The following is a 21,235-nucleotide window of genomic DNA, read 5'->3' as shown; positions in this document are numbered from 1 at the left end:
TCCTTCTCGGAAAAAGAAGCGCGTCAGGCCTGCAGCCTGATTTCGCTCATGACCTCGGCATCGACGGGAAGCGAGAAATGCTCGACGCGGTTGGCGCGCTTATTGTTGAGCAGCAGCCGCGTGACGTCGGGCCGCGAATAATGCCCGGCCGGATCGGCAGCGTTCTTCGCTACCCCAATCATGCCGAGGTCGATGTCGGCGTACAGAATACCTTCCTGGTCCGGCGGGAGTTTCTCGGCCAGCGAACTGCCGTCCGGCCCGTAGATCACGGCGTGGCCGCCGCCGGCATGCAGGAAGGCATGTTTTTCGGGAGAGTCGCAGAGCTCGTCGATCATGGCCTGCGAGACGACCGCGCAGGGGCCGAGGAAGAAGCACGAGCCTTCGACCGCATAGACCTTGCTGGCGGCATTGTTGACCTCATGGCCGAGCGCATGCGCGAACGGATCGTACAGCGAAAAACTCGGCCAGGCGCCGACATGGACCTGTTCGTTCTGGGCGTACATCGCGTATTTCGACAACGGCTGCAGATGCTCCCAGCAGCACAAGGCACCGAGCCGTCCGACGTCGGCGCGGTCGTGGACGGCGAGATCGCTGCCGTCGCCTTCACCGAACACGGTGCGTTCGGCATGGGTCGGACGAAGTTTCCGCCGCTTGGCGATGGTTTCGCCATCCGGGCCGATCAGCCATTGCGCGATATAGAGGCTGCCGCCGTCGCGTTCGGACAGCCCGAGCACGGCGGTTAGTTTCGCGCGCTTCACCGCATTGCGAATCTTTTCCGCCTGCGGGCTGTCGAAGGCGAGCGAGTTATCGAAGTAGCGCTGCACAAAACCGCGGCCGATCGCCCAAGCAGGCGCGCCGAGCCAGATCTGCCACGGATAGCCGGGAATGAAGGTTTCGGGAAACGCGATCAGTTTCGCGCCGTTGGCGGAAGCTTCCTCGATCAGGTTGATAGTCTTGTCGACGGTCGCATCGAGATCAAGAAAAACCGGCGCCGCCTGAACCACCGCCACCTTGTATTTCTGATGAACCAGACCCATCGCATCGTCCTCCCGCATCGACAACTGACATTCGCTGATGCCAAGCCTACAGCCGTGGCATTGCGCACCGCTTGTCCGCGGCGGAACGAAAACTTGTCTAAACCGGCAGATGGTCGGGAGAACGTCGGACTCCCGTGGCGCGAAAGGAGCGCCGGTCGAAAGACGTTGCTAGCCCGGCTGCTCGCGCCATTCGCGCGGCGAGATGCCGAAGCGCTGCTTGAAGATGCGGCTGAAATGGGCGAGGTCGTTAAAGCCCCAGGCGAAGGCGATCTCGCCGATGTGCCGCGCCTGGTAGGCGGAATCGGCAAGATCACGCTTGCAGCGCTCCAGCCGTTGCGCCTGCACGTAGCTGCGGAACGAGGACTGTTCGGCGGCCATCAGATCGCTGGCATAACGCGGCGAGATTCCGACTGCGGCTGCAGCGCGCGGCAGCGACAGTTCGGGATCGGAAAGATGCGTCAGGATATGGTTCTTGAGGCGATAGAGCAGCGCCGACCGGTGGGCCGACTGCTCCGGCAAGCGGCCATGCAGCCGGTCGGCAAGCGTCATCGCCAGCAGGTCGAGCGCCTGGTCGAGCAGGCGCGTTGCGGTGGCGGGATCAACCAGCTCGATCGTCTTGCTCACATTGCGCGCGAAATCATATGTCAGCCGTTCGAGCGGACGATCACCTGAAAACGTCGTCGCGGTCAGACTATCGAACGAGCCGACGCGCTGTTGCAGCAGTTTGCGCGGCATCTGGAAGATGGTCTGCGAAAAGCTGTCGTCGAACCGCAACTCGTAGGGGCGGGTGGTGTCGTAAATGACGAATTGTCCGGCGGAGACGACAGCCTCGCGGCCATCCTGGAACACGCCGTTCACGCCGTTGTTGCCCAGCGCCATCAGCACGAAATCTTCGCTGGCGCGGGCTATCCGCGACGGCGTGCGGAATACCCGCTGTGCCGTGGAATCGACCTGCGTGAGCGCGATTTGTCCGATTCTGGATTGCGACACCGAGCCCCAAAACGCGCCGCGCAGGTCCGATTTGCAGTCGAGCCCGACGAAAGTGTCGCACACGATGTCCTGCCACACCGCAAGCCGGCGCTCCGGAAGGCAAGATCTGGTGTCGAGCACGACAGCCACAATGGGTCTCCACGAACCATCCGGGTGCGTTGCTTGGGCTTGGCTTATCCAAAATAAGCAAGCTCCATGCCCACTTTGCGCCGGGCCACGAACCTTAACAATTGGTTAATGGCGGGTTGGCTAAATCACTGCAAACATTGCTGTTATTTAAGTCAGTATACGGTGCAATCCGGTCTTGAATTTGATGCTGCGCCGCACAATATGGGTGGTCTAGGGATTCGACGCCTCCTCGAGGGTTTCTCAGAGGAGTTTTGGACTATGTACCTCACCGTTATTGCGGCTGCGCTTGCCGATAGCAGCGTGCGCACGCTGAGCCAGCAGGAAGAACTGCCGCTATTGCGCGATCACCTGCTGCGGCTCGACCGAACCAGCCGCCGTGACCGCTTCCATGGCTTCATGGATGACAGCTTCATCGAGCGCTACGCCGAGAAATGCGCCAATGACGGCACGACGATCATCGCCTTCTTTGAAAACGGCGTGGTTCGCGGAGCGGCGGAGCTGCATCCGCCGGATCAGTCACCGGATTCGCTTCCCGAAATCGCCTTCAGCGTCGAGACCTCCGTGCGGCGTCGCGGCGTCGGCAGCATCCTGTTCCGCAAGCTGATCAAGGAAGCACGCGCCAAGGGCTATAAGAGCCTGCGGATCACCACCGGCGCGCAGAACGACGCGATGCGAGCGCTCGCCAGCAAGTTCGGCGCGCAGCTTGTATTCCGCCACGGCGAATCCACCGGCACGATCGATCTGACGAAGTATGATCAGGCCGAACTTGCGACGTCCTGGATCGAGAGCGTGCTGAATGCGACGCGGGCAGCCGTAGCCTTCAACCGCGCTTATCGGCGAATGCTGCTTCGCATGGCCGGGACCGCCCCGTCAGAGTGGGGGGCGTCCTAAGCCGATCCGTACGTTCAATCTCGAGAATTGCCCAAAGCCTTGGGCAATTCTCTGTGCAGTTCAGCTAATTGCGGCTGTTCAGGTGCCGGTACGCTTATCATTGCCAAAACGCCTGACGACGCGGCGCTCGACCACAACCGATCGCTGTGCGCCTTGCTCGCCCGCGATGACGCGGGTGGCCGATCGCGCCATCGCACGGCCGGTTTTCTTCACTTCAGCCAGCACTTCCTCATAGGGCAGGCCCATCAGCGCGGCGGCGATTTCCGCCTGCTGCTGCTGATCATCGGTGATCCCGACCGCGGCGAAGATTGCCTCCTCCAGCGTCGGCGGATCCCGCCTAACGCGTCGTGTGCCGTATTTCGTGTTCCAGTCTTCGCTCATAAGGCGCCTCGCATTTGATTGCGGAGATACCTAGGTGCCCTAATGTTGCATTGCAATATGAATTTCGCTCGGCAATACAGCCATGCGTCTAAAATCTTTCAAGTCCGGTAGCGCTGTATGGTTCGGTGTCACCGTGCTTGCCATCATGGCGAAGGATTGCCGGCAGAAAGATCCAGCGGCGGTTGCGGCCAGCGCTTCAGCGCAGCATGGCCGGCATCAGTCAGCACGTAGATGCCGCGCTCGGCGCGATCGAACCAGCCATAAACGTTATGCAAGAGGATTTTTCCGGCATCGGGAATCTCCGCCCGCAAATCCCTGACGCGCCGCGGCCCGCCCGACAGCGCGGAGGCACAGGCCAGCGCCTGCTGACGGTACGCCGTCATGATCGGCGCGCGCGTCGATCCACCCATGACGGGATCGCCCTTGCGCTTCTGGTGCTCCGCGATCAGCCGCGAGCGCTTTTTGGGATCGCGGCGGGGCGCTGATGTCGGCGGCTTGACGAGCACTTCCACATCGCCGGTATTGGTCACAGCGAGCATGCCGAAGCCGAGCCGGCGGCAGAGGTTGCGATACCGCGCGTCGCTCTCGCGGCCTTTGCCGCGGGCGGATAATTTAGCCGCAAGCCAGACCTCGTCGGCAGCGCCGGCGCGATCGACCGCCTGCAGGATCAGTTCCAGGTTGAAGGAGAGCTTCAGTTCGCCGATCACCACGACCGGCGGATCGTCGCCACTCAGCGCCACAAGATCGCAGCCGCCGACCTCGCCCTTGACGGTGAAGCCGAGCTTTTCGAGGAAGCGTTTGACGGGAAGATAAAGTGCGGTTTCCAAGGCAGGCTCCGGCGGCGCTGGCTGCCGCGACTCAACACGCCGAGCCTAGCTCAATTCCGGCAAAGCGTTTGATCGGATAGCCCCGGAGCGGCTATTGTCGGAGCGGGGACAAGGCCAGCGGCAATTTGAGGGAACCTGCGAATCGATCGTTCGCGGGCCAGCAGGCATTTGCCGCTCCCACAGCGAGTAGGCGCGTTGCAAGGGCTATACAAGTTCCGCTTCACCACGGCGCGCGGCACGGGCAGTGGCGTGATGTTTGCGACATCGGGCGGCAGGCTGTACGGCGGCGATTCCGGCTCTTCCTTTGTCGGTCACTTCACCGAAGCCGATGGCATCGTCTCTTGCGAGGTTACGATGTCGCGCCATTATCACGATCCCAAATATGTTCCGATGTTCGAAGTGGAAGATGCCGTGATGAACTTCACGGGCGTGCCCCGCGGCGAGGAGTTTCATTTTGAGGGCAGCAGCGCGGCCTTGCCCGGCATCCATTTCACGACCGTTCTGAGCCCGATCGATGATACCGACGCGCCGCCGCCCGGTGCGGTCGGCCCTGACGGGATCGGCAATGGATTGTATTCCATCCACATCCGTATGCTCGACGGGATCGATGCCGGCAACACCGGTGTCATGATGCTGCAGGACGGCCGCATCAGGGGCGGCGACGCGTTCTTCGACTATGTCGGTGCGTACACGTCGGCGAACGGCAGATGGAAGGGCGAACTCGTTAACCGCGAGCATACCCCGGCCCAGGGCGAACGGCCGGTGTTCGGCGGCCACGAAGTCGGCATCGGCTTTTCCGGTACGTATGACCGCGACGGTGCGCAAGGCGAAGCCACCGCGCTCGCCGGCAAGCGCAGCATTCGCTTCAAGGCGGTGCTGCGAAAGCTGGTGGAGGTCGAGGACTAAACCCGCCCATTCACCGGCAGCAGCGCGCCAGTGACGGCGCTTGCGGCGTCGCTGGCGAGGAACAGGATCACGTCGGCCAGTTCCTTCGGCGTCACCCATTTGGTGAAATCGGCTTTCGGCATGCTGGCGCGGTTGGCTGCGGTGTCGATGATCGACGGCAGCACGGCATTGACCGTGATCTTGCCCTTGAGCTCGGCGGCGAGCGCCTCGGTGAGGCGGTGCACGCCAGCTTTTGAGGCGGCGTAGGCGCCCATGCCACTGCCTGCCTGTAGCGCGCCCATCGCGCCGATATTGACGATGCGGCCCGCGCCCGATGCAGCGAGATGCGGGATCGCCGCGCGCGAGGCGTTGAGCGCGGTCATGACGTTGAGCGCATACATCCGTTGCCAGGTCTTCGGATCGCCCTCCGCCACCGTCTCGAAGGCTAAAGCCGCCGGCGATGTTGATCAGCGCATCAAGCTTGCCGAAATGCGCGGCGGCAGCGTCGATGGCCTTTTTGGCTACCGCGGCATCGGTGAGGTCGACGCCGCCGATTTCGAACAGATCCGCCGTGGCGGGGACTTGCGTCGGGGCGTGATCGACACTTGCAATCCGGGCGCCCTGCGCCAGCGCTTCGTCCACGACCACCCGGCCGAGCGCACCCAGCGCGCCCGTCACGACAATGACTTTTCCGTCCATGAAGGGCCTCCGCATGCGGATGAGGGAGCGCACCTTAACAGGAGATTTTCAATCCCAATGCGGCGAATTTCTGCATGACCGTTAGTCTCGACGGCCCAAATTGTCGCGGCCCACGTCTGGCCGGAGGTGACGGACTGCGTAGAACGGAGGCCAAGGGATCGGGCTAAATCGATAAAATTTGCCGGAGTTCTGTAAGCCGTTTGCAGAATCCATTCGGTACAACAGGGCTCCAACAAGAAGGCAGGGGGATTTGTCATGGGTTTGCCGGATCATGGTTTACCGCTTGTTCAGCTTAAGGAGCAGCGGCGCGACCTGGTTGTAGCGCTGCAGAATCGCAGCGGTCCGGTCTCGAGCTGGGAATTGATGCAGATCGCAGCGATCCAGCAGGCAATCTCGGCGTTCGAGGACGTCATCGCCGATCTCGACGCCGAACTGGAAATGGAAGCGGCGGCCTGAGCCGATAGCGCGCGGCTTTCCAGCCGCCACGGTCTGCTTTATGATTTGCGCGTGGCGGATAGGATCGCGCATGCGCTACGCTCTCGCATTTCCACTCGCTCTCTTCGCATTGCAGTCGGTGGTCGCCGCGCATGCGCAAGGCTGCGTCGCCGATCAACACGGCGGCCTCGTTTGCGGCGAAGGGAAAGCTGCGATGCGTGTCTTCGCCGACACCACCTCGCCCTCGAAGGGGTACGCGTTCGCCTGGCGAACCGCGCAGGGGCTGCCGTCCGGCCAGGATAGTCCCAACGACGTCGAAAACGTCCTGATCCGTGTCACCGATGGCGCGGTGCTTGCGACACTCGGCGGCACCCATTGGGAGACAGGCGAGATGCGGGCGAACCGCTACGAACTGATTGCGGCCTGGTCACCGGACAGCCAGGCCGTCATCGAGGTCGCGAACAGCCGCTGGGAAAGCGATTCCTTTGCCTATTACCGGATTGATGGTGCAACGGCGACCAAGCTCGATCTGCGTGCGCTGGTCGAACCTGTGATGACGGCCAGGCTGCCGCCGCGAAATCGCCAGGGTAATTCCTTCCGAGTGCATGAGGATCTGCCGGTGACACTCGATGCGCGCGGTCGCGTGCGCTTTACCGCGATGCTCTATGTGCCCAAGGGCGAAACCAGCAACGACTACAAGGTGCAGGTCAACGTCAGGGCGAGAGGCGGCAAGCTATCCGCGCAGGTCGTGTCGATGCAGCGGGTGAGGTGAAGGCGGATTAGGGCCCGGTTCTGATTGAATCAGAACCGGGCCCTAATTTTTTGTTTGGACGCGTTTTCTTCACGCGAACCGGAATCCACGTCGCTTGAAGACGCTATTGAATCAGCGCTGCAGATAGCGTGCTTCGAGATGGGCGCGCTCGGCTTTGCCGAGACCCAGACCATCGCGGAGATAGGTTTCGAGATCGCCATAGTCGGCGTCGATGGCCTCGAAGGCGGCGGCGAGGAACGATGCCTGCACCGAGCCCAGCACCTGTTTGACCTCCTCGGGCAGGTCGCTGCTGTGGTTGGGGTCCCTGCGGTAGAAGCGGTTGGTCAGCAGATAGTCTTCCGAGATAGTGTCCTCGGAAACGCCGAGCGTATGCAGGATCAGCGCGCACGCGAAGCCGGTGCGGTCCTTGCCGGCGGTGCAATGGATCACCAGCGGCGCGCGGTCTTCCAAGAGATGGGCAAACAAGCTCCGGAAGTGCTGCGTGTTCTTCTGTACATAGCTGCGATAGGAGTCGCGCATCACCTCGACGGCGTGGTCCGTCGATAGTGGCGTGCCAGCAGCGGCGATCGCGCGCAGCGCCGCGACCACTGTCGGCTCGACCGGCAGCGAATGAACAGTGATTTCCGGCATGCCGCACAGCGCTGCGGTGCGCTCCTCGGCGCCGCGAAAATCGAACGCGCTGCGGACGCCCAGCTCCCGCAGGACGGAGACATCGCCTTCGGTGAGATGGCCAAGATGGTTGGAACGAAAAATCTGCCGCCAGCGTACGGTCCGGCCGTCGCTTGTGGGATAGCCGCCGAGATCGCGAAAATTGCTGGCGCCGGCAAGATTGAGATGGCGGGCAGGGGAATCTGACATCATGCAGCAAGGGTTCGGACGGAAAGTAAGGGACGGGTGTCGTTCGGCCCCGTCTCGTCTATACTGAACTCGCAAGAGGGCGAAGCATGAATCGGCGGAACATCACGATTTTTGGCGCGGCGCTAGGCTTCGCCGCGGTTGCAACTATACCGTCACAGGCATCGGCGCAGTCCAGCTTCCAGAATTATCGTTGCGCCGACGGGTCGCAATTCACGGTTGGATTTTTTCAATACGACAAGCGTGCCCATCTACAACTCGACGGCAAGGCGGTGACGCTGCCCAAGCGTTGGGTCTTGTCAGGGGCGCGTTACCAGGGGAAGGGCGTGACCCTGCGGATCACCAAAGCTGGCATCACCACACTCAAGCACGCCAGACGGCGGACCACGACGTGCGAGCAGACGTGAAAAAGGGCCGAAACGATTTCGTTCCGACCCTTTTCTAGTTCTCCGTCCGCGCCTCGTTTGTCCGGCGCGTCCCTGCCAAACACCTCCCAAGCATCAGTGATCCCGCTCGGTCTTGGCGTCCTCGATCGCCGCGGCGTGGTACCAGCTATCGCAGCAATCCGCGAGGTTGACCGGCTGGGCCGCAAACTCGGTCACGGCTTTGGTCTCGCCATAGCGACGTCCCCCGAGAGCCGCCCGGCCCCCGGCTGGGAATTGGTAGATCGTGGCTGACCCGTGATTCAAACTCGGATTCATCATTGCAGTCTCCTTTTGTCGAAGCGCGAGCCTCCATGGTGCGCCCGACTCGTTCTCTACTGGTTACATAAGGCGATATTGTCGGTGCCCTGGGCAGGTGCAAGTGACCAACAGATCGGCAGGTTTTGTCTATTTCGTAGGCAGTTTTGGCGGTGCATTCTGCGAGGCAGCATTTGCATGACCAACGCGTGGGCCGGCGGGATGGTTGCTCGGGTGAGTTGGCGTCCGACGCGGGGACCTCAAAAGGATGCCGCACCTTTGAGCGCCTAGCGGCAGCGAAGGGAAAATGCCGGAAAAATAGGCTGGATTCAGTTCGCAAGCCCATCGCCGGACCGCCCGATCTGGTGCCCTGCCGCGCTCCTATGTCGCAGCTTCTATTTTAGGCCATCGCCGGCGCGAGCTGTGCAACGCCGATGCCGCACTGCAGCGATTGGCACGTTACGTGCTTAGTGAGAAGTGGCCTGACGTGGCCGGGTACACGTATGCGGAGACCTCCAGGGGCTGGGCGTCAAAATCCAGAATTCAAGGTTTCGGTCTTCCGCATTTCATAGCAACTCAAGAGAGGCTCAATGACCAAGTACAAGCTCGAGTATATTTGGCTCGACGGCTATACGCCGACGCCGAATCTGCGCGGCAAAACGCAGATCAAGGAATTCGACAAGTTCCCGACGCTCGAACAGCTTCCGCTGTGGGGTTTCGACGGCTCGTCCACCATGCAGGCCGAAGGCCACAGCTCCGATTGCGTGCTGAAGCCGGTCGCCGTCTATCCGGATGCTGCGCGGGAAAACGGCGCGCTGGTGATGTGCGAAGTCATGATGCCCGATGGCAAGACCCCGCACCCCTCGAACAAGCGCGCAACCATCCTCGACGATGAAGGCGCCTGGTTCGGCTTCGAGCAGGAATATTTCTTCTACAAGGACGGCCGTCCGCTCGGCTTCCCCTCGGACGGTTATCCGGGTCCGCAGGGCCCGTATTACACCGGCGTTGGCTACAAGAACGTTGGCGATGTCGCCCGCAAGATCGTGGAAGAGCATCTCAACCTCTGCCTCGCCGCCGGCATCAACCACGAAGGCATCAACGCCGAAGTGGCGAAGGGCCAGTGGGAATTCCAGATCTTCGGCAAGGGCTCCAAGACCGCTGCCGACCAGATGTGGATGGCTCGCTACCTGATGCTGCGCCTGACCGAGAGCTACGGCATCGACATCGAATTCCACTGCAAGCCGCTCGGCGATACCGACTGGAACGGCTCGGGCATGCACGCCAACTTCTCGACCAAGTACATGCGCGAAGTTGGTGGCAAGGAATACTTCGAGAAGCTGATGGCTGCCTTTGAGAAGAATCTCATGGACCACATTGCCGTCTACGGGCCGGACAACGACAAGCGCCTGACCGGCAAGCACGAGACCGCGCCCTGGAACAAGTTCAGCTACGGCGTGGCTGACCGCGGCGCCTCGATCCGCGTTCCGCACTCCTTCGTCAACAATGGCTACAAGGGCTATCTGGAAGACCGCCGCCCGAACTCGCAGGGCGACCCCTACCAGATCGCGTCCCAGATCCTGAAGACGATCGCGGAAGTCCCGACCGGCGCCAAGGCGGCCGCGGCTTAAGAGACCGACGATACAATCCGGCTTTCCGGGTTGCAAAGCTGATCCGCCAGGGCATCGCCTTGGCGGATCATTGCGTTTTGATGACACCGCGCCTCGAAAGGTTGACTCAAATACGTCCGTTCAAGGCCGTTTCCCTGCGTGATGAACCGCGCTAGACAATTAGCCGGGTTTGCCGGGGTGACGGCATTGTTTGAGGGATTTTACAAAGTCAGGTTTCAGCTTGGCGCGGCGGTCGGCCGCAGCGTGATGTATGCGCGCGGCGGCAAGATGCTGGGCGGCAATTCGGCCTTTGCCCATATCGGCAGTTACGAAAAACGGGACGATGGCGTCGACATCGTGATCCAGACCGTGCGCCACAACCCGGACCCGAATTACCGCGCGATGGCCGGCACCGATGATGCCACCTTGCTGGCGAAGGGCAGGGCAGACGGCAATCTGTACCGCTTCGAAGGGGGCTTGAAGGAGTTGCCCGGCGTGGCGTTCCAGTCGGTGATGACGCCGATCGAGCAGGAGGCCATCCCGATCGCCGGCAGCGTCGGCGTGGGCGGCATCGTCAACGGCCTCTATTCCATCCACGTTCGCCTGCTCGACGGCGTCGAGGGCGGCCTGACCGGCGTAATGCTGCTCAATGACGGGCGCATCCTCGGCGGCGACGCATCCTTCTACTATCTCGGCACGTACACCTCGGAGAACGGCCGCTGGAAAGGCCAGATTCTCAATCAGGAGCACACGCCCGCCATGGGCGAGAACCCCATCTTCGGCGGCCATGAAGTCGGTATCGGCTTTTCCGGCTCCTGCGACGAGCAAGGCGCGCTCTTGGAGGCGACCGCGCTCGCCGGCAAGCGCAGCCTTCGCATGACCGCGGTGCTCAGACTGATGCGCCGGGTATAGCAGCCGATGGCTGATACCATGCGGATGCTTTCGACGCTGGCGTTGAAGGGCGCCATGCAAAGCCTGGCCGGCCAGTATCAGGCAGCCAGCGGCGCACGCATCGATGCCGATTTCGCGCCCACGCTGGCGCTGTTGGACCGGCTGCGCGCGGGCGAGGCCGCGGACGTCGTCATCCTGACCCGCGAGGGGCTGGACGAAGTCGTGCGCGAGGGGCGGGTGGTCACGGAGACTTGCGTGGACCTGGCCCGCTCCTTCGTCGGCATCGCCGTGAAGGCCGGGGCAGCCCATCCCGATATCGCGACCGAGACGGCGCTGCGCGCGGCGTTACTCGGCGCGCGCTCGGTGGCCTATTCGCGGCTCGGCGCCAGCGGCATTCTGTTTGCAAAACTGATCGAGCAACTCGGCATTGCCTCCGAGGTCAATGCGAGGGCGCAGATCATCCCGCAGGGTTTTACCGCTGAGAAGCTGGTGACAGGCGAGGCCGATCTCGCCGTCCAGCAGATCAGCGAGTTGAAGCAGGTCGGCGGCATCGAGGTGGTTGGAGCCATTCCACGCGACTTGCAAACGCCCGCGGTGTTTTCCGCCGGGCGTATGGTAGCGAGCAACAAGCCGGATGAGGCGGACCGGCTGCTGCGATTTCTTGCGTCGCCTGCGGCCGCGCCGGCGTTGCGCGAGAGCGGGCTCGAGCCCTGAATTTCAATCCCGGATCAAGACGACACCGGCGATCAACAGCACTGCGCCTGCGAGCCGCGCGGCGCTGACGGGATGCGGCGTCAGCCCAAACGCGCCGAAATGGTCGAGCGTCACTGCGGCGAGCACCTGGCCGGCAATGACCAGCGCAAACAGCGTCGCTGCGCCGAGCGAGGGTAACAGCAAGATCGCCAGCAGGATGAAGGCAGCGCCGAACACGCCGCCGGACCACGCATACCACGGCACATCGACCATTGCTTTCCAGGACGGCACGCGTTCGCCGAGCGCGATCACCGCGACGATCATGGTGATGAGGCCGCCCGCATAGCTGATCAGCCCCGCCCAGGCCGGCGAGCCCAGCGCCGTGCGCAGACTGCCATTGAGCACCTGCTGGGTCGCGACGCTGACGCCAGCGCCGAGCGCAAGAAAATAGAGGAAGAAATGTTGCACGTGATCCCCCCGTTCATTCCACGCCGGCCAAACGATCCCGGCATTGCAAGGCCAGACAACGCGAATAGCCGGAGCGGAACAAGGGGACCCGTGGCGTCATTATTGCGGACGGGGCGCGCAAGAAAGCGGTGCTGGCCATGATCCGAAAACTGCAATCGGGCGAATACCGGCTCTATTCCCGCAAAATCAATCCGAAAACCGGCAAGCGCCGTAACCTCGGAACCTTCAAATCGCGTGCGGCGGCGGAAAAGCACGAGCGCGCCGTGCAGTATTTCAAACGGCATTGAAACTGCGATAAAACGCGCGCTGGTTCCATCGCGGCGGCGGTGCTAAGCCCGGCGGACGATTCGATAGTGCAGGACACCTTCCTTGCTGAACGGACTCTACAAAGTCGAGTACGGCGTGAACGACGCGTTCGGCCGCAGCATCATGTGCATGCATGATGGCAAGATGTTGGGCGGCAATTCGGCCTTTGCCCATCTCGGCACCTATCGAGAAAGCGGCGAGGAAATCATCGGCGAGGTCATCACCCAGCGCCATAATGACGACCCGCACTACAAGCCGCTGATGGACACCGATGTTGCCGCCATCAGCGTGCGCGGCAGGCTGATGGGCAATAAGATTCGTTTTGAAGGCAGCGCCGCGCCGCGGCCGGGCGCCTTGTTCTGGGCCGACCTGACGCGGCTCGACGACGAGGCGCTGCCACCGGTCGGGTCCGTCGGGCAGGGCGGTATCGTCAACGGGCTCTATTCCCTCCAGCTTCGCGCGCTTGACGGTATCGACGCGGGTCTGTCGGGCGTCATGCTGCTGCTGGACGGCCGCATCCTCGGCGGCGACGCTTTTTTCTATTACCTCGGCTCCTACTCCTCGGCCGACGGCCGCTGGAAGGGCGAGATCCTCAACCAGGAGCACACGCCGGCGAAAGGTGAAAACCCTGTGTTCGGCGGCCATGAGGTAGGCATCGGCTTTACCGGTACCTGCGACGAGGCCGGCGCACAGCTCGAAGCCATTGCGCTGGCCGGGAAGCGCAGCCTGCGGCTCGCCGCCACGCTCAAGCTGATGCGGCCCGCTTAGTCTCCGTCGGGCGAAAAACCACACGGTGAGCGCGACGGGCGCGCCGAGCGCGAGCCAGGAAAAATAGCGGCCGGGTCCCTCGGACAATAGCGCGCTTAATAGCCCCGCGACCGACAGCACGCCGATCAGCAGCGGGCCGCCGTATACGGTCCACCAATTGCCGCTGGATCGCGATTTGCGGGCGGCGGTCATCGCGACGGCTGCAGGGAAGGCTGCCTCGCTATCGCGTGGCTGCGGTGCTTGCGGCGTTTGACGACCCACAGAAAGAGCCCGCTGCTGATGACGACGATGGTCATGATGTCGAGCAGCGCCCAGATGATTTTCAGCGGCATGCCGCCATAATCACCGAAGTGCAGCGGCTGCGACACGAGCAGCGCCTTGAGATAGACCGGAAGATCGCGCGCGTCGGAAACTTCGCCGGTTTCGCCATCCAGCAGCACCGGCTTCAGCAGCCGCGACGTCAGCGGCGTGTCGCCGCGCATGAACACCGCGAAATGATGCGAGCTCGTGAACGGCGTGCCGGGGAAGGCAACGAAGGAGACGTTCATGTCCGGCGCGGCCTTACGCGCATTCTCAAGCGCTACATCAAGCGAGGCGAGATGGACCGGCGGCGGCTTGCCGGCATAGGGTTTGACCATATCAGTGAGCTCGTTGGCTTTCCACTGGCTCAGCATCACTTCCGCAAGCGTGTTGATGACGCCGGTGGCGCCGACCACCAGCGCCCATGCGATGGTCACCGCGCCCAGAAGGTTGTGCCAGTCGAACCAGGCAATGCGGCGCGACTTGTCCCTGAGGGTGCCGAAGCTCAGACGGCGCGTAAACGGCCAGTATAGCACGACGCCGGAGACGATGGCGACCAGGAACAGGAATCCCATGGCGCCCAGGAACAGCTTGCCGGGCTGGCCCGCAAACATATCGACGTGCAGCTTCAGGAAGATCAGCATCGGGCCGCCACCGACCGAGCCGAGCGGCTTGGCGGTGTATGCATCATACGCCCTGAGCGTTGCGGCATCCGGATCGCCGTCGACCTTGTTGTTGGTGAAGGCGATCACGTTGTTCGGTTCGTCCTTGTCCCACAAGATATATTGCAGGACGCGACCGGGATCGTTCGCGAGCGCCGTGCGGGCGATCTCGTCGATGCTCCGTTTCACCGCGCCCGGCTGTGCGATCTCGGGCTTCGGATCGTAGCCAAGCAGCTCGTCGATCTCATGATGGAAGATCAGCGGCAGGCCGGTGACGCACAGCAGCAGCAGGAACAGCGTCGATATCAGGCTGCTCCAGGTATGGACCACCGACCAGATACGAACCGTTCTGGCTTTCAGGGCTGCCTCCCTTCGATCGCTCCTACCACTTGTATGATAGGCTCGTCGTCGCACGGCGCCGATCGCCGTAGAAGCAGGCGTTCACCGACGAACAATTCGCGACGTAAATTGTGTCGGCGACGTTGATAACGTTGAGCGCGGCGCGCCAGTTCTGCCATTCGTAGTGAACGGTGACGTCGCCGAGTACGACGGAGGGGACCGGCATCGTATTGATGTTGTCGGCAAAGGAGCCGCCGATATAGCGCACGCCGCCGCCGAGGCCGAAACCGGTCAACGGACCGTTCTGGAAGGTGTAATCAATCCAGCCCGAGGTCAGTGTCTGCGGCGTGGCGGTGGGAGCTTTTCCAATCAGAGCCGGATTCAGATCCTTACTGATGAAAAGATCGTAGGTCGTGAACGCACCGACCAATTTGAGTCCGGGAAGCGGATTGGCGACGGCCTCGAGCTCGAAGCCGCGCGAGGTGACCTCGCCGTTTTGGGTCGGCAGGAATACATTAGTCGGATCGGTCGTCAGCGCGTTCTGACGCTTCAAGTCGAACCATGCGAAACCGAAGTGACCATTGAAGCCGATCGGCTGGAATTTGAAGCCGACCTCGGTTTGTTGACCAGTCTCCGGCAACAGCAACTGGCCGGCATTTTGGCCAATGATCGGATTGTAGCTGGTCGCATAGGAAACGTAGGGCGCAAGGCCGAAATCGAAATTGTAGATCAGTCCGGCGCGGCCGCTGAACTTGCTGTCCTCGCGGCTCTGGCTGGGGCCGATATGGTTCGCGTTGTCCGTTTCAACCCAATAATTGCGGCCGCTCAGCACCAGCGTAAAGCGATCGAGCTTGATCTGATCCTGCGCATAGAAGCCGAGCTGCTTCTGGGTCAACCTCGCATCCTGGTAGGGGGCGCCATTGAAGCGCGCGGTTGGCGTGTAGACCGGGTTCAAAAGGTTGAGCGGTCTAGCGCCGCCAAAGCCTTGCCAATCATCGATCTGGTAATGCTTGAGATCGAGGCCGAACAACGCGGTATGTCTGAGGATGCCGGTGTTGAAGCGGTATTCAAGCTGGCTGTCGAGATTGCCCTGATTGGCAATGCCGCGTGTGAGGAAGTTGCCGCGCGCCAACGTAGCTGTAGACGGGTCCCCGTTGACGTAACCGAGGCCGAACAGCGTCGAGAGCGTCACGTCAACATGGCCGAAGCGAGCATTCTGCCGGAAAGTCACGTCGTCGGAGAGATTGCGCTCGAACTGGTAGCCGATCATCTCCTGTTCCCCGAAAAATTGATTGATGCAGCATCAACACTCGGAAGCTGTGACACGGGAACACGCTGCAATGCTGGTTCCACGGCGTGCGCCAGATCAGGAATAGGAACAGGTGTTCTGCTGAGGCATTAACAGCGTGAGCTGATGTTCGAAGGAGAACCCGTTCAGCCATGACCCGAAATCGCGAGCCCAATGGCGTCGAACCCGAGAAGTCGGAAGACGATATTCAGCGAGAACAACTCGGACCGCGCGGCGTGCCTGGCGCCCCCGATCCTGCGAGGATGACGCCTCAACGGGAGAAGAAGACGCCAAAGCACATCGATCCCGGACACACGGCATAGTGCGAAGCGGGAACGTCCGCGTTCGAGGCGAAAAACTCCCGCGGCCTGCCCACCAGGCTAGTTCCCGAACGCAATCTGAACTCCCAGATTGGATTCAACCGATCCAGGAGTTCTGTCATGCCCGACCCGACTGCAGCTATCCTTCCGTCGTTGTCCTCCTCCCTTGCCGATGTCGTCGCCCGGACAAAGTCCGCGATCGTCTCGGTGCATTCGCACCGCTCGCGGGCCTCCGGCTTCATCTGGAAACCAGGCCTGATCGTGACGGCGGATGAAGCGCTGGCCGAAGAAGGCGAAGTCTCAGTCAAACTTGCCGACGGAACGACGCAGTCGGCCAAGATCGCAGGACGCGATCACACCACCGACATCGCGCTGCTGCGGCTCGATACCAAGAGTGATGCCGGTAAGACCATCCCTAATACTGCCTCCGTCGCGTTCTCGCCTGTTGTTCCGGATCTGGGCTCGCTGATGGTCGTGGTCGCTGCCGAGCATGGCGTTCCCACTGCGGCGCTCGGCGTCGTCTCGCTGGTCGGGGGTCGCTGGCGCAGCCTTCGTGGCGGTGAGATCGATGCCAGGATCGAGCTCGACGTTCGGCTGCGCAGCAATCACGAGGGGGGACTTGCCGTCAATGGTTCCGGCGAAGCGATTGGCATGGCAGTCCAGGGGGTGCGACGCATTCTTGTGATTCCCGGCGCAACGATCGACCGGATCGCGGGAAGGCTTGAAACCCATGGCCGGATTGCGCGGGGCTATCTCGGGGTTGGATTGCAGCCGATCAAGCTCGACGATGGCGTCGGAGCGATGGTGATGAGTGTCGACAAGTCAGGTCCCGCGGCCGCTGCTGGTATCCTGCAAGGCGACGTGATCGTCGGCTGGAATAACGAGAAGCTGACCGGCACGCGCTCGCTGATACGATCGCTTGGGCCCGACAGTATCGGCTCCGTCGTCGACATTACAATTCGCCGCGCCGGCCAACCGCTGCAAGTCAAGCTCACGATCGGTGAAAGGCCAGAGCCGTGAGCGAAGCGGCCTCGCCGGTCATTGTGGTAGCTATCGAGATCGCCGATCCGGTGCTGGCGGACCGGCTCGCATCTCTGCTCGGCGTCGTGTCCGGGCTTCGTCTGGCGGCGCCCGGAGAGGCAGCAACGGTCACGCTCATATCACGCGACGCGCCGACGGCCGTCGACGCGTCCGATGTCGATCTCACGCCACGCGAGCGCGACGTGCTTGTCCTGATGGCCGAAGGCGCATCCAACAAAACCATTGCGCGCCAGCTCGGAATATCCGTGCATACCGCCAAATTCCACGTAGCTTCGCTGCTTGACAAACTTGATGCCACCGGCCGCACCGATGCTGTGGCACATGCCGCGCGACTTGGCGTGATCAACCTGTGATCTCCGCGCGTGGTCGACCGACAATCTCGCGCCTTATCCGCGGCCCTTGTTTGCGGCGTGGTCTTTCAGCTGCTCGGTTTGGGACCATTTGCTGTCCTGGCCGCGATTGCGCGAATGCTCGGCCTTGTCGCGGTTGGAAAGCACCGCGTTGTCGCCGATCAGATCGTTCTGCACGTCAGTCATGGCGCCCGTCCCGGCGCCTTTGCCCTTCGCGCCAGGGCCGAGATGCTTGCCGTCTCCGTGTGCTCCACGTGTCATAGTACTATCCCCTATGGCTTTTGAGGCTTGTGGCCGGACTGGCCCGGACGATTGTGCTTGTTGTGCTGGCTTTCCTGGTTGAGTCCGCCGCGGCTTACCGGAAATTCCGATTGGCGTGCTTCGCGCTTCGCTGTTTTGGCGCCGCCAGGGTGCGGGGTCTGCGCGATCTCCTCCATCTGTCTCGCGTCGGGCACATCGGGCTTGCTTTCCAGGATGCGCAGTTGCTGCTCGTGCGTCTTCTTTCCCTGCAGCGGCATTCTCCGCGGACCGCTGTCCCGGTCGTTTTGCGGTGGTCCGCGGCGGCGGTTGCGAACCTCTGCCTTAGTGATACCACCCTGAGGATTCGTATCATTCTCGATGTCGCCCTCGAAGGTATTGGCGCCCTCGAATTCCTCAAGCTCGTCGGACGTTACCTGCGCCATCGATGTTCCCTTCGAGCCACCGATCAGCGGATTGCGAACAAGATCGACGTTAGTCGGTCGGTTCAGTTTCACATGCTTGGTGCTCATGACGCGTCCTTCGATGCGGGGTGGGTGCCGCCGCCCTTTCGCTCTGGCTCGTGAGTGTGGTGGGTGTCATGTTCGCCGCCGCCGCCGGACACCTTGCTATGCCGGCGCTGCGGATCATCGGCGGGCGGCTTTTCGACGTGAAGCGGCGCCTTGGCGTTCTCATGGGAAGCGCCCGGGCCGCCCTGGCGAATGCTCGCGCGCGTCTTCGTTGAAGTCGACATGGTGCTCGCTCCTGATCAGCGATCCTGCTGATAGCCCTGATGAGTCGTGTTTTGAGCGGTGTTGCCCTGTTGCCCCTGCTCACGGGGATTTTCAACGTGGCCACGGCCCTTCCGAACTTCATGGGCGTTGCCGGATTTCGGATCGCCGGTACCCTTGTGGCTTTGATTGTCCTGCGGCACGGGCGGAGGTCTGGTCATTGCTCGCTCCCGTTGTTGATTGTTTTTGAGCTGCAGGACAACGCCCAGCGAACATCAGGGTTCTTGTCGATCTTCGGAACCGCGATCAGATGCCGCATCAGGCCGCCGATGAAACCCGGTTGTTACGGGGCCACAACGCCTGAACGTCTTCCGGAAGCGCGTGGCGCACCTTCTCGACCTGATTGGGATCGACATGATGGTTCAGAACGCGGAACACCGCCTGCGCTGCATCTTTGGAATCGACCGGTTTCTGCGAACTAAGTTCTGCCGAGACGATGGAGAGAAACTCGTCTGCCGATCGCCACGCCTTCGGCGTTTCACTCGGTCGCCATTGGTCGTAATAGGTGCCGCGCACCAGCAGTGGAAGCTGCGCGCCGAGATGTGCGGCAAGATTGACCGGAACCCGGTCGCGGATGGTTCGCAATACCGATCCCAGAATATGCCACGCCAGCTTGCGATCGCGCGGCAGGTTTGTCATCACTTCGTCCAGCCACGTGTTGGTGATCTGGAGCGTTCTGTCGAATACTTCGAGACCTGTTGCGCTCATGGGAACTCTCCGTCGGTTCAATTGGAGATGACGGGCTAACGATGCTGGTACAGATCGGTTCGCAGCGCTGGAAGGTTTAACTGCCCAAAGGCAAGCTCATTCGGCCACCTGGACAAGACTCCCGGGAGACAGTTGCAGAAACGATCCAAAACACTGTCAGGTAGCGTGGCTCGCTGGGCGGGAATATTTCGGAACCGCTTCCACAAGCACGCTAGATGTCCTAAGCAGCGGCCACAGCGATTTCCTCCCTTCAGGGCCCAATGATCCGTCTCGATAACGTCAGCAAGCAAGTCGGCCACCAGATCCTCTTCATCGAAGCCTCCGCAGCCCTTCAGAAGGGCGAGAAGATCGGCCTCGTCGGCCCGAACGGCGCGGGCAAGACCACGCTTTTCCGGATGATCTCGGGCCAGGAACTACCCGACGAGGGCCAGGTCTCGCTCGATCGGGGGATTACTATCGGCTATTTCAGCCAGGACGTCGGCGAGATGTCGGGCCGCAGCGCCGTGGCCGAGGTGATGGACGGCGCCGGGCCTGTCAGCGTCGTGGCAAACGAGCTCAGGGAGCTCGAGGCCGCGATGGCCGATCCGGATCGCGCCAACGAGATGGAAGATATCATCGCGCGCTACGGCGAGGTGCAGCACCGCTTCGAAGAGCTCGACGGCTATGCGCTTGACGGCCGCGCCCGCGAGGCGTTGTCGGGCTTGGGCTTCAGCCAGGAGATGATGGAGGGCGACGTCGGTGCGCTTTCCGGCGGCTGGAAGATGCGGGTCGCGTTGGCGCGCATCCTGCTGATGCGGCCTGACGTGATGCTGCTGGACGAGCCCAGCAACCATCTCGACCTCGAGAGCCTGATCTGGCTCGAGCAGTTCCTGAAGGGATACGAGGGCGCGCTGTTGATGACCTCGCATGACCGCGAGTTCATCAACCGTATCATCAACAAGGTCGTCGAGATCGACGGCGGGACGCTCACGACATATTCCGGCAATTACGAATTCTACGAGCAGCAGCGCGCGCTGAACGAAAAGCAGCAGCAGGCGCAATTCGAACGCCAGCAGGCGATGCTGGCGAAGGAGATCAAGTTCATCGAGCGCTTCAAGGCGCGTGCTTCGCATGCGGCGCAGGTGCAGAGCCGGGTGAAAAAGCTCGACAAGATCGAGCGCGTCGAGCCGCCGAAGCGGCGGCAGACGGTGGCGTTCGAGTTCCTGCCGGCGCCGCGCTCGGGCGAGGATGTCGTCAGCCTGAAGAGCGTCCACAAGGGCTATGGCAGCCGCACCATCTATCAGGGCCTCGATTTCATGATCCGCCGCAAGGAGCGGTGGTGCGTGATGGGCGTCAACGGCGCCGGCAAGTCGACGCTGCTGAAGCTGGTGGCGGGCTCGGCCGAACCCGACGATGGCACGGTGGCGATCGGCGGTAGCGTCAAGATGGGCTACTTTGCCCAGCACGCCATGGACCTGCTCGACGGTGAACGCACGGTGTTCGAATGGCTGGAAGATTCCTTTCCGCAGGCGGGACAAGGTTCGCTGCGCGCGCTCGCGGGCTGCTTTGGTTTCTCTGGCGACGACGTCGAGAAGAAGTGCCGCGTGCTCTCGGGCGGCGAGAAGGCGCGGCTGGTGATGGCAAAAATGCTCTACGATCCGCCGAATTTCCTGGTGCTGGACGAGCCGACCAACCACCTGGACCTCGCGACCAAGGAAATGCTGATCAATGCGCTGTCCGAGTTCGAGGGTACCATGCTGTTCGTGTCCCACGACCGGCATTTCCTCGCGGCGCTCTCCAACCGCGTGCTCGAGCTGACGCCGGAGGGCATCCACCAATTTGGCGGCGGTTACACCGAATATGTCGCGCGCACCGGGCACGAGGCGCCGGGCTTGCGGAGCTAGCG

At 62.1% G+C, this 21,235-nt stretch carries 28 protein-coding genes and 1 pseudogene; 14 read left to right on the top strand and 15 right to left on the bottom strand.

Going from position 1 to position 21,235, the window contains the following annotated elements; genetic code table 11:
- Positions 1-23: 23 nt before the first annotated feature.
- Together V1292_RS27505 and V1292_RS27500 are read right to left on the bottom strand one after the other, a co-directional pair.
- The gene (locus tag V1292_RS27505) at positions 24-1,037 is read right to left on the bottom strand and encodes a carbon-nitrogen hydrolase family protein (RefSeq protein ID WP_334375737.1); all 1,014 of its coding nucleotides are present in this window, start codon (positions 1,035-1,037) and stop codon (positions 24-26) included.
- Between the two features lie 168 nt (positions 1,038-1,205).
- The gene (locus V1292_RS27500) at positions 1,206-2,156 is read right to left on the bottom strand and encodes a helix-turn-helix domain-containing protein (RefSeq protein WP_334375736.1); all 951 of its coding nucleotides are present in this window, start codon (positions 2,154-2,156) and stop codon (positions 1,206-1,208) included.
- A 258-nt stretch (positions 2,157-2,414) separates the two neighbouring features.
- On the opposite strand from V1292_RS27500, the gene V1292_RS27495 reads away from it, so the two are divergent.
- Positions 2,415-3,047: a GNAT family N-acetyltransferase gene (locus V1292_RS27495; protein WP_334377182.1), complete on the top strand. Its 633-nt coding sequence runs from the start codon at positions 2,415-2,417 to the stop codon at positions 3,045-3,047.
- A gap of 78 nt (positions 3,048-3,125) precedes the next feature.
- On the opposite strand, the gene V1292_RS27490 is transcribed toward V1292_RS27495, so the two are convergent.
- Together V1292_RS27490 and V1292_RS27485 are read right to left on the bottom strand one after the other, a co-directional pair.
- Positions 3,126-3,428, bottom strand: coding sequence for a hypothetical protein (locus V1292_RS27490; RefSeq protein WP_334375735.1), 303 nt, complete (start codon positions 3,426-3,428; stop codon positions 3,126-3,128).
- Between the two features lie 143 nt (positions 3,429-3,571).
- Complete coding sequence (locus tag V1292_RS27485) at positions 3,572-4,255, bottom strand: DUF2161 domain-containing phosphodiesterase (protein WP_334375734.1); 684 nt, start codon at positions 4,253-4,255, stop codon at positions 3,572-3,574.
- Between the two features lie 195 nt (positions 4,256-4,450).
- Between V1292_RS27485 and V1292_RS27480 the strand changes: the two genes are divergently transcribed.
- Positions 4,451-5,161 (top strand): GrlR family regulatory protein, encoded by a 711-nt coding sequence (locus tag V1292_RS27480; RefSeq protein ID WP_334375733.1) that lies wholly within the window; start codon positions 4,451-4,453, stop codon positions 5,159-5,161.
- Here V1292_RS27480 and fabG read toward each other — a convergent pair.
- A pseudogene (fabG, locus tag V1292_RS27475) lies at positions 5,158-5,839 on the bottom strand (3-oxoacyl-ACP reductase FabG). The gene V1292_RS27480 and the pseudogene fabG sit on opposite strands and share 4 nt — an antisense overlap.
- Before the next feature lie 255 nt (positions 5,840-6,094).
- Here fabG and V1292_RS27470 point away from each other — a divergent pair.
- A complete protein-coding gene (locus V1292_RS27470; protein ID WP_028346392.1) occupies positions 6,095-6,295 on the top strand; it encodes a hypothetical protein in 201 nt (66 codons plus the stop codon).
- 70 nt (positions 6,296-6,365) lie between these two features.
- Complete coding sequence (locus V1292_RS27465) at positions 6,366-7,046, top strand: hypothetical protein (RefSeq protein WP_334375732.1); 681 nt, start codon at positions 6,366-6,368, stop codon at positions 7,044-7,046.
- A gap of 111 nt (positions 7,047-7,157) precedes the next feature.
- Here V1292_RS27465 and V1292_RS27460 read toward each other — a convergent pair whose 3' ends face one another.
- Positions 7,158-7,904 carry a tyrosine-protein phosphatase gene (locus tag V1292_RS27460; protein WP_334377181.1) on the bottom strand — a complete coding sequence of 249 codons (747 nt, stop codon included), beginning with the start codon at positions 7,902-7,904 and terminating at the stop codon, positions 7,158-7,160.
- Between the two features lie 86 nt (positions 7,905-7,990).
- Between V1292_RS27460 and V1292_RS27455 the strand changes: the two genes are divergently transcribed.
- Complete coding sequence (locus V1292_RS27455; RefSeq protein WP_334375731.1) at positions 7,991-8,308, top strand: MliC family protein; 318 nt, start codon at positions 7,991-7,993, stop codon at positions 8,306-8,308.
- 93 nt (positions 8,309-8,401) lie between these two features.
- Here the strand turns inward: V1292_RS27455 and V1292_RS27450 are convergent, their stop codons facing one another.
- A complete protein-coding gene (locus V1292_RS27450) occupies positions 8,402-8,605 on the bottom strand; it encodes a DUF2735 domain-containing protein (protein WP_334375730.1) in 204 nt (67 codons plus the stop codon).
- A 566-nt stretch (positions 8,606-9,171) separates the two neighbouring features.
- Between V1292_RS27450 and V1292_RS27445 the strand changes: the two genes are divergently transcribed.
- From V1292_RS27445 to V1292_RS27435, 3 genes are all read left to right on the top strand, one after another.
- Positions 9,172-10,209: a glutamine synthetase beta-grasp domain-containing protein gene (locus V1292_RS27445; protein WP_247511477.1), complete on the top strand. Its 1,038-nt coding sequence runs from the start codon at positions 9,172-9,174 to the stop codon at positions 10,207-10,209.
- 186 nt (positions 10,210-10,395) lie between these two features.
- Positions 10,396-11,100 carry a GrlR family regulatory protein gene (locus V1292_RS27440; RefSeq protein ID WP_334377180.1) on the top strand — a complete coding sequence of 235 codons (705 nt, stop codon included), beginning with the start codon at positions 10,396-10,398 and terminating at the stop codon, positions 11,098-11,100.
- A gap of 6 nt (positions 11,101-11,106) precedes the next feature.
- Positions 11,107-11,793 (top strand): substrate-binding domain-containing protein, encoded by a 687-nt coding sequence (locus V1292_RS27435; RefSeq protein WP_334375729.1) that lies wholly within the window; start codon positions 11,107-11,109, stop codon positions 11,791-11,793.
- A gap of 3 nt (positions 11,794-11,796) precedes the next feature.
- Here the strand turns inward: V1292_RS27435 and V1292_RS27430 are convergent, their stop codons facing one another.
- Positions 11,797-12,240: a DMT family transporter gene (locus V1292_RS27430; protein WP_334375728.1), complete on the bottom strand. Its 444-nt coding sequence runs from the start codon at positions 12,238-12,240 to the stop codon at positions 11,797-11,799.
- A 137-nt stretch (positions 12,241-12,377) separates the two neighbouring features.
- Here V1292_RS27430 and V1292_RS27425 point away from each other — a divergent pair, with 137 nt between their 5' ends.
- Both V1292_RS27425 and V1292_RS27420 read left to right on the top strand, forming a co-directional pair.
- A complete protein-coding gene (locus V1292_RS27425) occupies positions 12,378-12,527 on the top strand; it encodes a hypothetical protein (protein WP_141686549.1) in 150 nt (49 codons plus the stop codon).
- 82 nt (positions 12,528-12,609) lie between these two features.
- Positions 12,610-13,314: a GrlR family regulatory protein gene (locus V1292_RS27420; protein ID WP_334375727.1), complete on the top strand. Its 705-nt coding sequence runs from the start codon at positions 12,610-12,612 to the stop codon at positions 13,312-13,314.
- A 188-nt stretch (positions 13,315-13,502) separates the two neighbouring features.
- On the opposite strand, the gene V1292_RS27415 is transcribed toward V1292_RS27420, so the two are convergent.
- Both V1292_RS27415 and V1292_RS27410 read right to left on the bottom strand, forming a co-directional pair.
- Positions 13,503-14,606 carry a PepSY-associated TM helix domain-containing protein gene (locus V1292_RS27415; RefSeq protein ID WP_334375726.1) on the bottom strand — a complete coding sequence of 368 codons (1,104 nt, stop codon included), beginning with the start codon at positions 14,604-14,606 and terminating at the stop codon, positions 13,503-13,505.
- A gap of 52 nt (positions 14,607-14,658) precedes the next feature.
- Positions 14,659-15,885, bottom strand: coding sequence for a TonB-dependent receptor domain-containing protein (locus V1292_RS27410; RefSeq protein ID WP_334375725.1), 1,227 nt, complete (start codon positions 15,883-15,885; stop codon positions 14,659-14,661).
- A 170-nt stretch (positions 15,886-16,055) separates the two neighbouring features.
- On the opposite strand from V1292_RS27410, the gene V1292_RS27405 reads away from it, so the two are divergent.
- The 3 genes from V1292_RS27405 (at position 16,056) to V1292_RS27395 (ending at position 17,617) form a co-directional block, all read left to right on the top strand.
- Positions 16,056-16,226, top strand: a complete 171-nt coding sequence (locus V1292_RS27405) for a hypothetical protein (RefSeq protein ID WP_197427489.1) — start codon at positions 16,056-16,058, stop codon at positions 16,224-16,226.
- A 117-nt stretch (positions 16,227-16,343) separates the two neighbouring features.
- Positions 16,344-17,243 carry a S1C family serine protease gene (locus V1292_RS27400; RefSeq protein WP_334375724.1) on the top strand — a complete coding sequence of 300 codons (900 nt, stop codon included), beginning with the start codon at positions 16,344-16,346 and terminating at the stop codon, positions 17,241-17,243.
- Positions 17,240-17,617: a response regulator transcription factor gene (locus tag V1292_RS27395; protein ID WP_334375723.1), complete on the top strand. Its 378-nt coding sequence runs from the start codon at positions 17,240-17,242 to the stop codon at positions 17,615-17,617. The genes V1292_RS27400 and V1292_RS27395 overlap by 4 nt, the downstream gene beginning before the upstream one ends.
- A gap of 33 nt (positions 17,618-17,650) precedes the next feature.
- Here the strand turns inward: V1292_RS27395 and V1292_RS27390 are convergent, their stop codons facing one another.
- From V1292_RS27390 to V1292_RS27370, 5 genes are all read right to left on the bottom strand, one after another.
- Positions 17,651-17,875, bottom strand: a complete 225-nt coding sequence (locus V1292_RS27390; RefSeq protein WP_334375722.1) for a hypothetical protein — start codon at positions 17,873-17,875, stop codon at positions 17,651-17,653.
- Positions 17,876-17,886: 11 nt separating this feature from the next.
- The gene (locus V1292_RS27385) at positions 17,887-18,384 is read right to left on the bottom strand and encodes a hypothetical protein (RefSeq protein WP_334375721.1); all 498 of its coding nucleotides are present in this window, start codon (positions 18,382-18,384) and stop codon (positions 17,887-17,889) included.
- Positions 18,381-18,605, bottom strand: a complete 225-nt coding sequence (locus V1292_RS27380; protein ID WP_334368622.1) for a hypothetical protein — start codon at positions 18,603-18,605, stop codon at positions 18,381-18,383. The genes V1292_RS27385 and V1292_RS27380 overlap by 4 nt, the downstream gene beginning before the upstream one ends.
- A 15-nt stretch (positions 18,606-18,620) precedes the next feature.
- Entirely contained in the window at positions 18,621-18,803 is a 183-nt protein-coding gene (locus V1292_RS27375) for a hypothetical protein (RefSeq protein ID WP_065729655.1), read from the bottom strand.
- A 97-nt stretch (positions 18,804-18,900) separates the two neighbouring features.
- Positions 18,901-19,350, bottom strand: a complete 450-nt coding sequence (locus V1292_RS27370) for a DUF2267 domain-containing protein (RefSeq protein ID WP_028346376.1) — start codon at positions 19,348-19,350, stop codon at positions 18,901-18,903.
- A gap of 260 nt (positions 19,351-19,610) precedes the next feature.
- On the opposite strand from V1292_RS27370, the gene V1292_RS27365 reads away from it, so the two are divergent.
- Complete coding sequence (locus V1292_RS27365) at positions 19,611-21,233, top strand: ABC-F family ATP-binding cassette domain-containing protein (protein WP_334375720.1); 1,623 nt, start codon at positions 19,611-19,613, stop codon at positions 21,231-21,233.
- Positions 21,234-21,235: the final 2 nt, after the last annotated feature.

The sequence above is a fragment of the Bradyrhizobium sp. AZCC 1719 genome, from assembly GCF_036924525.1.
Classification (GTDB): Bacteria; Pseudomonadota; Alphaproteobacteria; order Rhizobiales; family Xanthobacteraceae; genus Bradyrhizobium.
The sequence above is the reverse complement of the archived record's forward strand: the minus strand, read 5'-3'. Positions and strand labels throughout refer to the sequence as shown.

Excerpts from the sequence above, each read along its gene's own strand:
- V1292_RS27505 (WP_334375737.1), bottom strand. The coding sequence starts at position 1,037 with ATGGGTCTGGTTCATCAGAAATACAAGGTGGCGGTGGTTCAGGCGGCG.
- V1292_RS27495 (WP_334377182.1), top strand. The coding sequence starts at position 2,415 with ATGTACCTCACCGTTATTGCGGCTGCGCTTGCCGATAGCAGCGTGCGC.
- V1292_RS27490 (WP_334375735.1), bottom strand. The coding sequence starts at position 3,428 with ATGAGCGAAGACTGGAACACGAAATACGGCACACGACGCGTTAGGCGG.
- V1292_RS27470 (WP_028346392.1), top strand. The coding sequence starts at position 6,095 with ATGGGTTTGCCGGATCATGGTTTACCGCTTGTTCAGCTTAAGGAGCAG.
- V1292_RS27465 (WP_334375732.1), top strand. The coding sequence starts at position 6,366 with ATGCGCTACGCTCTCGCATTTCCACTCGCTCTCTTCGCATTGCAGTCG.
- V1292_RS27460 (WP_334377181.1), bottom strand. The coding sequence starts at position 7,904 with ATGTCAGATTCCCCTGCCCGCCATCTCAATCTTGCCGGCGCCAGCAAT.
- V1292_RS27455 (WP_334375731.1), top strand. The coding sequence starts at position 7,991 with ATGAATCGGCGGAACATCACGATTTTTGGCGCGGCGCTAGGCTTCGCC.
- V1292_RS27450 (WP_334375730.1), bottom strand. The coding sequence starts at position 8,605 with ATGATGAATCCGAGTTTGAATCACGGGTCAGCCACGATCTACCAATTC.
- V1292_RS27445 (WP_247511477.1), top strand. The coding sequence starts at position 9,172 with ATGACCAAGTACAAGCTCGAGTATATTTGGCTCGACGGCTATACGCCG.
- V1292_RS27435 (WP_334375729.1), top strand. The coding sequence starts at position 11,107 with ATGGCTGATACCATGCGGATGCTTTCGACGCTGGCGTTGAAGGGCGCC.
- V1292_RS27425 (WP_141686549.1), top strand. The coding sequence starts at position 12,378 with ATGATCCGAAAACTGCAATCGGGCGAATACCGGCTCTATTCCCGCAAA.
- V1292_RS27410 (WP_334375725.1), bottom strand. The coding sequence starts at position 15,885 with ATGATCGGCTACCAGTTCGAGCGCAATCTCTCCGACGACGTGACTTTC.
- V1292_RS27405 (WP_197427489.1), top strand. The coding sequence starts at position 16,056 with ATGACCCGAAATCGCGAGCCCAATGGCGTCGAACCCGAGAAGTCGGAA.
- V1292_RS27400 (WP_334375724.1), top strand. The coding sequence starts at position 16,344 with ATGCCCGACCCGACTGCAGCTATCCTTCCGTCGTTGTCCTCCTCCCTT.
- V1292_RS27390 (WP_334375722.1), bottom strand. The coding sequence starts at position 17,875 with ATGACACGTGGAGCACACGGAGACGGCAAGCATCTCGGCCCTGGCGCG.
- V1292_RS27385 (WP_334375721.1), bottom strand. The coding sequence starts at position 18,384 with ATGAGCACCAAGCATGTGAAACTGAACCGACCGACTAACGTCGATCTT.
- V1292_RS27380 (WP_334368622.1), bottom strand. The coding sequence starts at position 18,605 with ATGTCGACTTCAACGAAGACGCGCGCGAGCATTCGCCAGGGCGGCCCG.
- V1292_RS27375 (WP_065729655.1), bottom strand. The coding sequence starts at position 18,803 with ATGACCAGACCTCCGCCCGTGCCGCAGGACAATCAAAGCCACAAGGGT.
- V1292_RS27370 (WP_028346376.1), bottom strand. The coding sequence starts at position 19,350 with ATGAGCGCAACAGGTCTCGAAGTATTCGACAGAACGCTCCAGATCACC.
- V1292_RS27365 (WP_334375720.1), top strand. The coding sequence starts at position 19,611 with ATGATCCGTCTCGATAACGTCAGCAAGCAAGTCGGCCACCAGATCCTC.